11 protein-coding genes and 1 riboswitch are annotated in these 12,616 nt (G+C 73.0%); of the genes, 8 read left to right on the top strand and 3 right to left on the bottom strand.

Translation table 11 applies throughout. From position 1 onward, the window contains the following. The first annotated feature begins 61 nt into the window (after positions 1-61). The 5 genes from OHL10_RS11700 (at position 62) to OHL10_RS11680 (ending at position 4,934) form a co-directional block, all read left to right on the top strand. Complete coding sequence (locus OHL10_RS11700) at positions 62-1,399, top strand: cytochrome P450 (protein ID WP_265522397.1); 1,338 nt, start codon at positions 62-64, stop codon at positions 1,397-1,399. 98 nt (positions 1,400-1,497) lie between these two features. Beyond that, positions 1,498-2,229: an ANTAR domain-containing protein gene (locus tag OHL10_RS11695; protein WP_265522396.1), complete on the top strand. Its 732-nt coding sequence runs from the start codon at positions 1,498-1,500 to the stop codon at positions 2,227-2,229. Positions 2,230-2,297: 68 nt separating this feature from the next. After that, positions 2,298-3,353: a YihY/virulence factor BrkB family protein gene (locus OHL10_RS11690; RefSeq protein WP_265522395.1), complete on the top strand. Its 1,056-nt coding sequence runs from the start codon at positions 2,298-2,300 to the stop codon at positions 3,351-3,353. Beyond that, the gene (locus OHL10_RS11685) at positions 3,350-4,087 is read left to right on the top strand and encodes an ANTAR domain-containing protein (RefSeq protein ID WP_265522394.1); all 738 of its coding nucleotides are present in this window, start codon (positions 3,350-3,352) and stop codon (positions 4,085-4,087) included. Before OHL10_RS11690 ends, OHL10_RS11685 begins: the two co-directional genes overlap by 4 nt. Positions 4,088-4,196: 109 nt before the next feature. Next, positions 4,197-4,934 (top strand): PAS and ANTAR domain-containing protein, encoded by a 738-nt coding sequence (locus tag OHL10_RS11680; RefSeq protein WP_265522393.1) that lies wholly within the window; start codon positions 4,197-4,199, stop codon positions 4,932-4,934. A gap of 93 nt (positions 4,935-5,027) precedes the next feature. Here OHL10_RS11680 and OHL10_RS11675 read toward each other — a convergent pair whose 3' ends face one another. Both OHL10_RS11675 and OHL10_RS11670 read right to left on the bottom strand, forming a co-directional pair. After that, positions 5,028-5,561: a hypothetical protein gene (locus tag OHL10_RS11675; RefSeq protein WP_265522392.1), complete on the bottom strand. Its 534-nt coding sequence runs from the start codon at positions 5,559-5,561 to the stop codon at positions 5,028-5,030. Then, positions 5,558-6,805, bottom strand: coding sequence for a zinc-dependent alcohol dehydrogenase (locus OHL10_RS11670; RefSeq protein ID WP_265522391.1), 1,248 nt, complete (start codon positions 6,803-6,805; stop codon positions 5,558-5,560). The genes OHL10_RS11675 and OHL10_RS11670 overlap by 4 nt, the downstream gene beginning before the upstream one ends. Positions 6,806-7,013: 208 nt before the next feature. On the opposite strand from OHL10_RS11670, the gene OHL10_RS11665 reads away from it, so the two are divergent. Further along, positions 7,014-7,748, top strand: coding sequence for a GAF and ANTAR domain-containing protein (locus OHL10_RS11665; protein WP_265522390.1), 735 nt, complete (start codon positions 7,014-7,016; stop codon positions 7,746-7,748). A gap of 27 nt (positions 7,749-7,775) precedes the next feature. Here OHL10_RS11665 and OHL10_RS11660 read toward each other — a convergent pair whose 3' ends face one another. Then, complete coding sequence (locus OHL10_RS11660) at positions 7,776-8,075, bottom strand: CBU_0592 family membrane protein (protein ID WP_265522389.1); 300 nt, start codon at positions 8,073-8,075, stop codon at positions 7,776-7,778. 200 nt (positions 8,076-8,275) lie between these two features. Between OHL10_RS11660 and OHL10_RS11655 the strand changes: the two genes are divergently transcribed. Together OHL10_RS11655 and gcvP are read left to right on the top strand one after the other, a co-directional pair. Continuing rightward, positions 8,276-9,184 carry a LysR family transcriptional regulator gene (locus OHL10_RS11655; RefSeq protein ID WP_265522388.1) on the top strand — a complete coding sequence of 303 codons (909 nt, stop codon included), beginning with the start codon at positions 8,276-8,278 and terminating at the stop codon, positions 9,182-9,184. Between the two features lie 122 nt (positions 9,185-9,306). Next, positions 9,307-9,403: riboswitch (glycine riboswitch) on the top strand. A 204-nt stretch (positions 9,404-9,607) separates the two neighbouring features. Beyond that, the gene (gene gcvP / locus OHL10_RS11650) at positions 9,608-12,553 is read left to right on the top strand and encodes an aminomethyl-transferring glycine dehydrogenase (RefSeq protein WP_265522387.1); all 2,946 of its coding nucleotides are present in this window, start codon (positions 9,608-9,610) and stop codon (positions 12,551-12,553) included. Positions 12,554-12,616: the final 63 nt, after the last annotated feature.

Genomic DNA, 12,616 nt, shown 5'->3' with positions numbered 1-12,616 from the left:
AGCCCTCCCGCGTCTGCGCACCCTGGGAAGGACCACCCGGCCACCTCACCAGGGAGACCTCGTGCCCACCTCCACCCCCGCCCGCCTGACACCGACCGAGTCGGTTCGGCTCGTCACGGGAGTGCTGCTCCCCCTCGTCGCCCAGGGGGCGATCGTGCGACGGCCCCGGGTCACGGCGTGGGCGGAGCGGCGACAGGTGGACCGGTCGGGCGGTTCCCTCCTGGCGTCGCTGCGCGGGCGGTACGACGGCGCCCCCCTCGAGCTCCGGCTCGGCCCCCGGTCGATGGTGGTCGCCACCGCCCCGGAGCACGTCGAGACGCTGCTCGCCGGCTCGCCGGACCCGTTCACCCCGGCGTCGGCCGAGAAGCGGGCCGCGCTCGCTCACTTCCAGCCCGACGGGGTGCTCATCTCCTCGACGGAGGAGCGCGCCGAGCGCCGACCCTTCAACGAGGCCGCGCTCGACATGGCCGAGCCCGTGCACAGCGACGGAGCGTTCCTCTCCCGCGCCGTCGACCGGGAGGTCACCGAGCTGCTCGAGGACGCCCGGGTCGGCGGAGGGCTCGACTGGGAGCGGTTCGCGGGGGCGTTCTGGCGGGCGGTGCGGACCCTGACCCTCGGTGAGCGTGCCCGTCACGACGAGCGCGTCACCGAGCTCCTCGATGCGCTGCGCCGGGACGCGAACTGGGCGTTCCTGCGCCCGCGGCGGCCGTGGCTCCGGACCGAGCTCGACGCGCTGATCGAGGACTACGTCAGCGACGCGGAGGACGGGACGCTTGCTGCCCGCGCACGCCGCACGGGCTCCGTGATCGAGGCCGCAGGACAGATCCCCCACTGGCTCTTCGCGTTCGACGCCGCAGGCGCAGCGGTCTACCGGACGCTCGCCGTCCTGGCGTCCCGCCCGGACGCGCTCGCGCGCGTACGCGGCGAGCTCGAGGCGGCGGACGGCGACCCGCGTGCCGTGCTCGGCTACTCCCGCGGGTGCGTCCTCGAGTCCGTCCGCCTGTGGCCGACGACCCTCGCGATCCTGCGCGAGAGCACCCGTGAGACGACCTGGGGCGGACGGACCCTGCCTGCCGGCACCGGGTTCGTGGTCGTCAGCTCGTTCTTCCACCGCGACGCCGAGCGGCTCGACGTGGCCGACGACTTCGCGCCCGAGGCCTGGCTCGACGGGCGGGCGGACGCCGACTGGGGACTCGTCCCGTTCAGCGCCGGGCCGGTCTCCTGCCCGGGCCGCAACGTCGTCCTGCTCGTCGCGAGCCGTCTCCTGGCGGGCGTCGCGACGGGCGCGGACCTGTCGTTCGAGCGGGCGCGGTATCTCGCGGACGCGCCGCTGCCGAAGACCGTCGATCACTTCAGGCTGCGCTTCGGCGTGCGCACGGGCCGGCACGTGGCGCGCTGACCGGTACGGCCGTCCGGATTGTGCGGTGTCCGGGGATCGAGGTACCTTTCCGGCGGATCTAGAGACAGGTCCTTGGCGCGCTACACCGGAACGAGGACATGGACGCGCATCAAGGGCATGCCTTCGCCTCCCCCGCCGCACCCCCGGACCTCGGGGCGTACGCGGCCCTTCCCGCGCTCGCCGTCGGTCAGCAGCAACGGGTCGGGACGTTCCACGTCGACGTCGGTACCGGCACGTGGTGGTGGTCCGACGAGGTCTACCGCATCCACGGGTTCGAGCCGCGCGAGGTCGTCCCCACCAGCGAGCTCGTCCTCGCCCACAAGCACCCTGACGACCGCGAGGCCGCCGGTGCCGTGCTCGAGCGGACCTTCGCCCAGGGCGAGCCGTTCGCGCTGTACCACCGCGTGGTCGACGTGCGCGGCCGGGTGCGGGAGGTGGTCGCGGTCGGCGAGGGACGCACGAGCGAGGACCGCAGCGGCGGCGAGGGTGCGACGTCGCGCACGGTCGTGGAGTCCGTGAGCGGCTACGTCATCGACCTGACCCCCGCGCACCACGTCGCGACGCAGCGCGACGTCGACGTCGCGCTCGACGGGTTCCGGCGGACGGCAGGGCGCATCGAGCAGGCCAAGGGGATCCTCATGGCCGTGTACGACGTCTCGGAGGAGGAGGCGTTCGCGATGCTGCGCACGCGCTCCAACCGCGACAACGTGCGCGTGCGCGACCTGGCGGAGGGCGTCCTGGGACGGATGGCCGACGGCCCCGTGCGCCGCCTGCGGCACGTGCCGTTCGACGAGGTGCCGCTGCCGGGTCGTGGTTCTCGGCCGGGCTGAACCCCGCCCGGGTTGTGAGTGCCGGGCGTCGCCCTACGGTCGAAGGAGACGACCGAAGGAGGCAGCCCATGAGCGCCGAGGACGACGACGGCAAGCGCCCGAGCGCACCCGACCCCGACGACCCGCGCAAGCCCGACGCCCCGACCGACCTGCACAAGCCGTCGTGGGGGTACGTCCTCAAGCGCACCGTGCGCGAGTTCAGCCGCGACCAGTGCCTGGACCTCGCGGCCGCCCTCACCTTCTTCGCGGTGCTCGCCACCGCGCCGGCGATCATCGCCGTCGTCTCGCTCCTCGGGCTCGTGGGTGACGGGCGGCAGGCGGTCGACCAGGTCCTGGACATCGCCGAGGGCGTCGTCCCCGCGGAGACGTTGGCCGTCATCGAGCCGCTCGTCGAGCAGGCGTCCGAGGGGGGCGGCGCCGGTCTCGCGCTCGTCACCGGTCTCGCGCTCGCGCTGTGGTCCGCCTCCGGTTACGTGGGCGCGTTCAGCCGCGCCATGAACCGCGTGTACGAGATCCCGGAGGGCCGGCCGGTCTGGAAGCTGCGTCCCGCGATGCTGGTCGTGACCCTGCTGCTGGTGGTGGTCGCGGCCCTGGTCGCGGCCGCGCTCGTGATGTCCGGCCCGCTCGCGCGCGCCGTCGGCGAGACGATCGGTCTCGGCGACACGGCACTGAGCGTGTGGAACATCGCCAAGTGGCCCGTCGTGCTGCTGCTCGTGGTGCTCCTGGTCGCCGTGCTCTACCACGCGACCCCGAACGTCCGGCAGCCGACGTTCCGCTGGCTCAGCGTCGGGGCGGTCGTCGCCATCCTCGTCTGGGTCCTCGCCTCGGCGGGCTTCGCGTTCTACGTCGCGAACTTCGGGAGCTACGGGGCGACGTACGGCGCGCTCGCGGGCGTGATCGTCTTCCTGCTGTGGATGTGGATCACCAACCTGGCGCTGCTCTTCGGTGCCGAGCTCGACGCCGAGCTGGAGCGTGGCCGCCAGCTCCAAGGCGGTATCGAGGCGGAGGAGACCATCCAGCTCCCGCCACGGGACACCCGGGCGAGCGACAAGCGTGCGGCACAACGGGAGGACGACCTCGCGAAGGGCAGGGAGCTGCGGGCGGGCCGCGAGCAGCAGCGATGAGCGGCTCGGACGGATCCGAGACACCCCGTCCTGCCCACGCGCTGGAGGCGTTCGCCCGGACCGTGGACACGGGTTCGCCCTCGAGCTCGCTGCCCGTGCTGATCGGCCGCGCCTGCGCAGACGTCCTGGGGGCGGACGGCGGTGCGCTCACCCTCGTACCCTCCCGCACCGGGTGGTTCACCCTGGGTGTCACGGACGCGGTCGCGCAGCGGCTGGGCGACCTGGAGGAGCTGCTGGGCGAGGGACCGGCGCACGAGGCGTTCCACTCGGGCCGGGTGGCCCAGGTGCATGTCGGCGGGTCGCCCGGCGGCCCCTTTCCCCTCTTCGCCGAGCTGGCGCGCGAGGTCGGCGAGTGCACCGTGCACGCCCTGCCGCTGCGGTCGCCGCACGGGAGGCTCGGCGTCCTGTGCCTGCACCAGCGGGGTGCCGGGACGCTTGCCGGCACGACGAGCGAGCAGCAGCAGGTCGCGGACGCGGCCGCGTCGCGTCTTCTGCAGGGCATCGAGGAGGGCGCCCTGCCCGCTTCTCTGTGGTCCGCGCGTTCCCGGATCGACCAGGCCACGGGCATGGTCGTGGCGCAGCTGGGACTGGCGGCCCGCGACGCCCTCGCCCTGCTGAGGGCGCGCGCCTACGCGTGCTCGCAACGGCTCGAGGACGTGGCCGACGACGTCCTGACGGGTCGGGTCGACCTCCGCACCGACGCGATACCCGGCGACGGGCAGGCCGCCTGGTGAGCGGTTGATCCGGCCGCCCACCGCGCCGTACGGGTGAAAGTGCGCTACGGTGAAAGATCTGGCGTCAAGAAGGGGCCCAGCTCTTTATCGAGAGATCTAGGAGCATCTTGTGGCCCCCTCCTCCGCACCCGTCGTGACCGACCGTCCGACCACCGCGCTCGAACCGGCGCAGCTCGCGGCTGCGCTGGGCCTCGGCGACGCTCTCCCCGTCGGCCAGTACCGCGTCGACATCCGTTCAGGTCAGTGGTGGTGGTCCGACGAGGTCTACCGCATCCACGGTCTCGAACCGCACTCCGTCGTCCCGTCCGCCGAGCTGCTCGCCGCGCACAAGCACCCCGACGACCGGGGGCGTGCACTGCGCGAGGTCCGCGCCGCGCAGCGCACCGGCAAGCCCTTCAGCTGCATGCACCGCGTCGTCGACGCGAAGGGCCGCACCCACACGATCGCGCTCACCGGTCAGGGCCGCCGCGGCCCGGACGGCAAGCTCGCCGAGATCGCCGGATACCTCATCGACGTGACCGCGGTCCAGCGGGCGCACGTCGAGCGCGACACCGCACGTGCCGTGGACAGTGCCCTCGACGGCCGGTCGGTCATCGACCAGGCCAAGGGCGTCATCATGGCGACCCACGGCGTGGACGCCGAGACGGCCGCCAACCGCCTCGTGGGCTTCGCCAGCCGCGCCAACATCCGTGTGCGCGACGTCGCGGAGCAGCTGGTCGGTTCGCTCGAAGGTTCGCCCCTCGGCGCCAACGCCCGCGAGGACGTCGAGACGTTCCTCGCGTCGCTGGACGCGTCGGCGGACAACCGTCACCACAACGCGCTGCTCGTACGCCGCCGCAGCGCCTGATCCCTCTACCGGCAGGCCGTCGGCCACAGATCGCCCCGTGCACACGTGCGCGGGGCGATCGGTCGTCCGGGTGTCCTCCTGCGGTGCCCTCGGTCAGTCGAGAGGCCGGAGCAGGGAGTTCGGGCGCAGCCCCCGGAGGACCCGGGTGAGGACGTCGATCTGCTCGCGTGCCTGGTCCTGGAGGAACGGCAGGTGCGACGCGTCGACGTCCAGGTGCGGCGCGACCGACTCGAGGGTCTCCCAGCCGCTCAGCTTGCCGAGGATCGCGCTGCGTAGCAGCTCGACCTCCAGCAGCGCGCTCAGCGGCGAGGTGCTGACGATCCGCCCGTTCGGCTTGAGGCGTCCGAGGCGTTCGGCGACGAACGCCCCGACGACCTTGTAGCGGCTGATGTGCACGCCCAGCCCCTCGGTGGTCTGGACCAGCCACTCGCGCTCGTGCTCGAACTGACCGACGAACGGGGCGAGCGCGTCTCCCACGAACGTCCCCTCGTACGCGTCCGCCATGCGCTCGACGCGGTTGAGGCCGACGGTCGCGCCCGTCACGTGGTCGACGAGGTACGTGCCGAGCAGCTTCAGGTCGACTCGCCCCGGACCCTCCTCGGCCTCCCCCGGGATGTGCTCGGTCATCCGTGCTCCTCCTTCGTCTCGGTGCTCTGGTCGGTGCCGCCCGCCGCGCTCGGCAGGCTCGGGTCCAGGACGACCTTGATGCAGCCGTCCGCCTTGCGCTGGAACAGGTCGTAGCCGGCGGGCGCGTCCTCGAGGGGCAGCCGGTGCGTGCGCAGGTCGAGGACTCCCAGCGGGTCGGAGTCGTCCTGCACGAGGGGCAGGAGGTCGTCGACCCAGCGCCGGACGTTCGCCTGGCCCATGCGCAGCGTGACCTGCTTGTCGAAGAGCTGGAGCATCGGCAGCGGGTCCTTCGATCCCCCGTAGACGCCCGAGATCGAGATCGTGCCGCCGCGCCGGACGACGTCGATCGCCGTGCCCAGCGCCGCGAGCCGGTCGGCGCCGGCCCGCTCGTTCAGCGCGCCCGCGACCCGGTCCGGCAGCAGCCCCATGACCTTGTGAGCAGCCTCCGCGACGGGCGAGCCGTGCGCCTCCATCCCGACGGCGTCGATGACGCTGTCGCCGCCGCGCCCGCCGGTCAGCTCACGGATCGTCGCGCCGACGTCGTCGACGGTCGAGGCGTCGAGCGTCTCGACACCGTGCCGCTCGGCCATCGCGAGCCGCTCGGGCACGAGATCGACGCCGATCACGAGCCCCGCGCCGCGGTGCAGCGCCACCCGGGCCGCCATCTGGCCGATCGGCCCCAGACCGATCACCACGACCGTCCCGCCCGGTGGCACGGCGGCGTACTCGACGGCCTGCCAGGCGGTGGGGAGCACGTCGGAGAGGTAGAGGTACCGCTCGTCGGGCGCACCGTCGTCGGGCACCACGATCGGGCCGTACTGTGCTTGCGGCACCCGCAGGTACTGCGCCTGGCCGCCGGGCACCTGCCCGTAGAGCCTGGTGTAGCCGAACAGGGCGGCTCCCTTGTCCTGGGAGCGGACCTGCGTCGTCTCGCACTGGGACTGCAGTCCGCGTCCGCACATCCAGCAGCTCCCGCAGGAGATGGTGAAGGGGACGACGACCCGGTCGCCGACCGCGAGGTCGCCCGTCGCGGAGCCGACCTCCTCGACGACCCCCATCGTCTCGTGCCCGAGGACGTCGCCCGGGTCGATGTACATCCCCAGCACCGAGTACAGGTGCAGGTCGGAGCCGCAGATCGCGGTGGACGTCACGCGGACGACCGCGTCGTTCGGAGCCTTGATCGTGGGGTCGGGAACGGTCGCGACGGCGACCTTCTCCGTGCCCTGCCATGTCAGTGCGCGCATGCTGCCACCTTCCAGGTGGTCCTCCCGGGGTATGCCCAGGGCGGGAGACGCGCGGCACCACGGGTGCGCGCGTCGTCAGGCGGGCTGCTTCACCGGACGTCTGCCAGTCTTGCACCGGACGTCGTAGCTCTCATCCTGGGGCGAGTACGCTAGCGGGACCGAGGCCCGCGACGCGGCGCCCGGTCCGTAGGAGCACGGAGGTGTCAGCATGGTGTCCGAGATGGAGACCCGGGTGGCGGAGCTGGCCGAGCAAGGGCTCGACGGCGAGATCGCGGCGGCAGCACGCCTCCTGGCGGACGAGCCGTCGTTGCAGGAGACGCTCGACCGCATCGCGCAGCTGGCCGTCGCGATGGTCGACGGCTGTGACAGCGCAGGCATCTCGATGGTCGTGCGCGGCGGACGGATCGAGACCCCCGCCCACTCCGACGACGTCGCGGTGCGCGGTGACGAGCTCCAGTACGCGCTCGACGAAGGGCCGTGCCTCGACGCGATCCGCGAGACCGAGGTGGTGTACACCGCCGACCTCGCGCTCGACGAGCGCTGGCCGCGCTGGTCGCACGCGGTCCTCGGCGAGCTGGGGGTGCGGTCCATGCTCTGCATCCAGCTCTACACGACCGACGCGAAGCACGGCGCCCTGAACCTCTACGCCCAGCAGCCGAACGCGTTCCCCGCCGACATCATCCCGCTGGCCACGACCTTCGCGGCCGTCGCGGCGGCGGCGCTGGACGCGGCGCGCACCGAGGACCAGCTGCAGACGGCCGTGCACACGCGCACGCTGATCGGCCAGGCGCAGGGCATCATCATGGAGCGCTACCGCGTCTCCCCCGCCCAGGCGTTCGCGGTGCTGAGCCGGGTCTCGCAGGACTCGAACGTGCGCCTGCAGGAGGTCGCCCGCCAGATCGTCACGACCCGGAGGGTCCCCGGGGCGGCACCGCAGAACTGACGCCCGCGACCGGTCCGTCGGGTGGGGTCAGGCGGCGAGCTCGAGCTCGCGCGCCGTGGTGACCACGCGACGTCGGGCACGACGCACCATCATCGCCACGGCCTGCACGCCGATGACCATCCACACGATGTTCGCGACGGCCGACGGCCACACCCCGTTCACCGCGGCGACCAGGCACATGAGGCTCGCGGCGGTGAGGTTCGTCAGCTGGAAGGGCAGCGACGTGGGCGCCCACCGGCCACGACTGACCATGGCGTAGGCGACGACGCCGGCAGCGGCGCCGACCCATCCGAGGGCGGTGACGAGGGTGAGGAGCGAGACGGACATGGCGGACTCCGGGCAGGGTTGGTCGACAGATCGACGCGGGTGGCTTGGGGAAGAAGAGGTGCCGCGACGCTGCGGGCTCTCCCAGAGTGTGGACGCCAGCCCCTTTTGAGGAGGTTCCGGCTGGCGCCAAGATCCAGTGTGGGGCCTTTGGGCGTTCAGCACAATCGAACAAAACTGGATCCGGCATTTAGTATCACTACATGACGACCGACCCACGCAGACTTGGATTCCTGCTTGCCGTCCACAGGGCTGGAGGCGTCCTCGCGGCCGCTGACGTGCTGCATCTGACCCCGTCGGCCGTGTCTCAGCAAATAGCGCGTCTCGAGGCCGAGGAAGGTCTGCAGGTGCTCGACCGCGGCCCGCGCGGCGTGACCCTCACCCCGGCGGGCCGGGTGCTCGCCGAGGCGGCCGAGCGCATCGAGTCCGAGCTGGTCGAGGCGCGCAAGGCGATCGCCGCGATGAGCGACGAGCTGACGGGTCGCGTCGTCGTCGGGGCCTTCCAGACCGCGATCCGCGCGGTCGTGGCCCCGGTCCTCGCCGAGCTCGCCGAGCGCTACCCCGGCGTCGAGCTCGAGATCCAGGAGCGTGAGCCCGCCGAGGCCGTGCGCCAGCTGCGGGCCGGCGACCTGGACGTCGTCCTGCTCGAGCGTGACGAGGACGCCGACGCTCCCCCACCCCGGTACGTCCGGGACGTGCCGCTGCTCGACGAGCCGTGGCGCGTCGTCGTCCCGGCGACGTTCCCCACGCCCGCGCGCCTCGCCGACCTCGCGGACGCCGACTGGCTCGGTCCCAAGCCGGAGACGGCCGCCGCCCGCGCCATGCGCCGGGTCGCCGCGACCCTCGGCACGACGTTCGCGACCCGGCACACCTACTACGACTTCGACGTCGCGCTGGCCCTCGTCGCCGCAGGTCAGGGCGTCGCGATGATCCCGGCCCTCGCCCTCGAGGGGGGCGACGTCCCCGACGGCGTCACGGTCGTCGCCCTGCCCGGCCTCGGCACCCGACGTCTCGTCGCACGCCACCGCGCGACCCGCCACGAGCCCCGTCCCGTCGTCAGCGCCGTCGTCGACGCCATGGTCGACACGGCCTCCGGCCTCACCTTGCTCTGACCCCCCGCCCCCGGTCCCACCCCCACCCGCCGAACAGGCGGTTCCTCGGCAGGATCGGCTCGGGGTGCCGAGAAACCGCCTGGTCGGCGCGCCCGGGTATGATCGCCGGGTAGCAAGCCGCCCGAGCCACGACGGGAGAGTCCGGTGCCACCGTGCACCGGCGCCGAAGGAGCAAGTCCTCCCCGGGAATCTCTCAGGCCCACGTACCGTCGCCGGCGAGGCAACTCTGGAAAGCGGCCCTGGCGGCGCGGTCCTCACGGATCACGCCGTCCGGGCCCACCGACGGTGCAAGTCGGCGCGCCCCGGCTCCTCACGAGGGAGCACGGCGGACCGGCAAAACTCTCAGGTCGACGCGTGCGTCCGATGACAGTGCGGGGAGGGGTTCGTCGCCGTCCCCCGTTCCCGTGAGCACCGGAGATCCTCGTGACCCAGCACTCCCCCGTCCCGGCCGTGCAGGCCCCGGACGCCTTCGCCCCGCGCCACCTCGGCCCGCGTGGTCGCGAGGTCGCCGTGATGCTCGACCAGCTCGGCTACGACTCCCTCGACGCGCTCGTCGACGCGGCGGTGCCGGCGTCGATCCGCAGCGACCGGCCGCTCGACCTGCCCGCCGCGCGCACCGAGACCGAGGTGCTGGACCACCTGCGGGAGCTGGCGTCGAAGAACGTCGTCAAGACGCAGATGATCGGCCTCGGCTACTACGGCACGGTCACTCCCCCGGTGATCCGCCGCAACGTGCTCGAGTCCCCCGCCTGGTACACCGCGTACACGCCGTACCAGCCGGAGATCTCCCAGGGGCGGCTCGAGGCGCTGCTGAACTTCCAGACGCTCGTCGAGGACCTCACGGGCCTCGAGGTCGCGAACGCCTCCCTCCTCGACGAGGCGACGGCCGTGGCCGAGGCGGTGGCGCTCATGTGGCGTTCCTCGCGCGCGAAGACGGGCTACGTCGTGCTCGACGCCGACCTGTTCCCCCAGACCCTGGCGGTCACGCGGGGTCGGGCCGCGGCGGTCGGTCTCCCCGTGGTCGTCGCCGACCTCTCGGGCGGGCTCGCGGCCGGGCTGGCCGCGGCGCGGTCCGCAGGCGCGTTCCCGGTCGAGGTGCCCGACGACGACGCGCACCTCGTGGGGGTCGTCGTCCAGCAGGCGGGGGCGTCGGGCCGGGTCGTGGACTGGCGCGGTGTCGTCGCGGAGGCCAAGGAGGCGGGCGCGCTCGTCACGGTCGCCACGGACCTGCTCGCCCTCACGCTGCTCACGTCGCCGGGCGAGCTGGGGGCGGACGTCTCGGTGGGCTCGGCGCAGCGCTTCGGTGTGCCGCTGTTCTACGGGGGGCCGCACGCCGCCTACATGGCGGTGCGCAAGGGCCTGGAGCGGTCCCTGCCCGGGCGCCTGGTCGGGGTGTCGATCGACGCCGACGGGGACACAGCCTACCGGCTGGCCCTGCAGACGCGTGAGCAGCACATCCGGCGTGAGAAGGCCACGAGCAACATCTGCACCGCGCAGGCGCTCCTGGCGATCGTCGCCTCGATGTACGCGGTCTACCACGGCCCGCAGGGTCTGCGGGCGATCGCGGAGCGTGCGCACTCCCACGCGATCGCGGTCGCGGAGGGCCTGCGGGCCGCCGGCGTGACGGTCGAGCACGACGTCTTCTTCGACACGGTCCGGGCCGTGGTGCCGGGACGCGCGGCCGAGGTCGTCGCGACGGCCGCGGCCGCGGGGATCAACCTGTACAGGGCTGATGCCGATCATGTACAGATCGCCTGCGACGAGACGACGACGCCCGCGGCCGTGGCCGCCGTGCTGGCGGCCTTCGGCGCTGCGGCGGGGGAGGGCGGCGACAGCCCTGCCGGTCCCGGGTCGGCGGCGTCCGCGCTGCCCGACGCGGTCCTGCGCACGACGGACTACCTCACGCACCCGATCTTCCACGTGCACCGGTCCGAGACCTCGATGCTGCGCTACCTGCGCCGGCTCTCGGACAAGGACCTGGCGCTGGACCGCACGATGATCCCGCTGGGCTCGTGCACGATGAAGCTCAACGCCACCGCGGAGATGGAGGCGATCTCGTGGCCCGAGTTCGCGGCGATCCACCCGTACGTGCCCGCTGACCAGGCCCGGGGCTACGCCGAGCTCATCGCAGGGCTCGAGGCGCAGCTCGCGGAGATCACCGGGTACGCCGGTGTGTCGGTGCAGCCGAACGCCGGGTCGCAGGGCGAGTTCGCCGGGCTGCTCGCGATCCGCGACTACCACGTGTCCCGCGGCGACACCGCGCGCGACGTCTGCCTCATCCCGGCGTCCGCGCACGGCACGAACGCCGCCTCCGCCGCGCTCGCCGGCCTGCGGGTCGAGGTCGTCGCGACGGCCGAGAACGGTGAGGTCCGCCTCGACGACCTGCGCGCCAAGCTGGCCGACCACGGCTCGACGGTGGCCGCGATCATGATCACCTACCCCTCGACGCACGGCGTCTACGAGGAGCACGTGCGCGAGGTCTGCGACCTCGTACACGATGTCGGTGGACAGGTGTACATCGACGGTGCGAACCTCAACGCGCTCGTCGGCCTGGCGCGACCGGGGGAGTTCGGCGGCGACGTGTCGCACCTGAACCTGCACAAGACGTTCTGCATCCCGCACGGCGGGGGAGGGCCCGGCGTCGGCCCGGTCGCCGTGGCCGAGCACCTGGTGCCGTTCCTGCCGGGCGACCCGCTGGCCGACGCGCCCGGTGCGACGCCCGTCTCGGCGACGCGGTACGGCTCCGCCGGGATCCTGCCGATCTCCTACGCGTACGTCGCGCTCATGGGGCCGGACGGGCTGACCGAGGCGACCCGCACGGCCGTGCTCACCGCGAACTACGTCGCGTCGCGCCTCACCGACCACTTCCCGGTGCTCTACACCGGGCCGAACGGCCTGGTCGCGCACGAGTGCATCCTCGACCTGCGGCCGATCACGGCAGCGACCGGCGTGACCGCCGAGGACGTCGCGAAGCGGCTCATGGACTACGGGTTCCACGCACCGACGCTGTCCTTCCCCGTGGCGGGCACGCTCATGGTGGAGCCCACCGAGAGCGAGGACCTCGCCGAGCTGGACCGGTTCGTCGACGCGCTCGTCGCGATCCGCGGCGAGATCGACGCGGTCTCGTCCGGGCGCTGGTCGGTCGAGGAGTCCCCGCTGCGCGGTGCTCCGCACACCGCGGCGGCGCTCACGGCGGACACCTGGGACAAGCCCTACAGCCGCGAGCTCGCCGCATACCCGGTCGCGAGCCTGCGGGCCGGGAAGTACTGGCCGCCGGTGCGCCGGATCGACGGCGCCCGCGGGGACCGCAACCTCGTGTGCTCGTGCCCGCCGATCGAGGCGTACGCGCCCGTCTCGGACCCCCGATGACCGCGGGTGCGACGCCCGTTCCCGACGACCGGCCTGCCGGCCGGTCCGATACCCGCGAGGATG

It is taken from the genome of Oerskovia flava (assembly GCF_026163685.1).
GTDB classification, from domain to species: domain Bacteria; phylum Actinomycetota; class Actinomycetes; order Actinomycetales; family Cellulomonadaceae; genus Oerskovia_A; species Oerskovia_A flava.
This window is presented reverse-complemented; position numbering and strand designations above follow the sequence as displayed.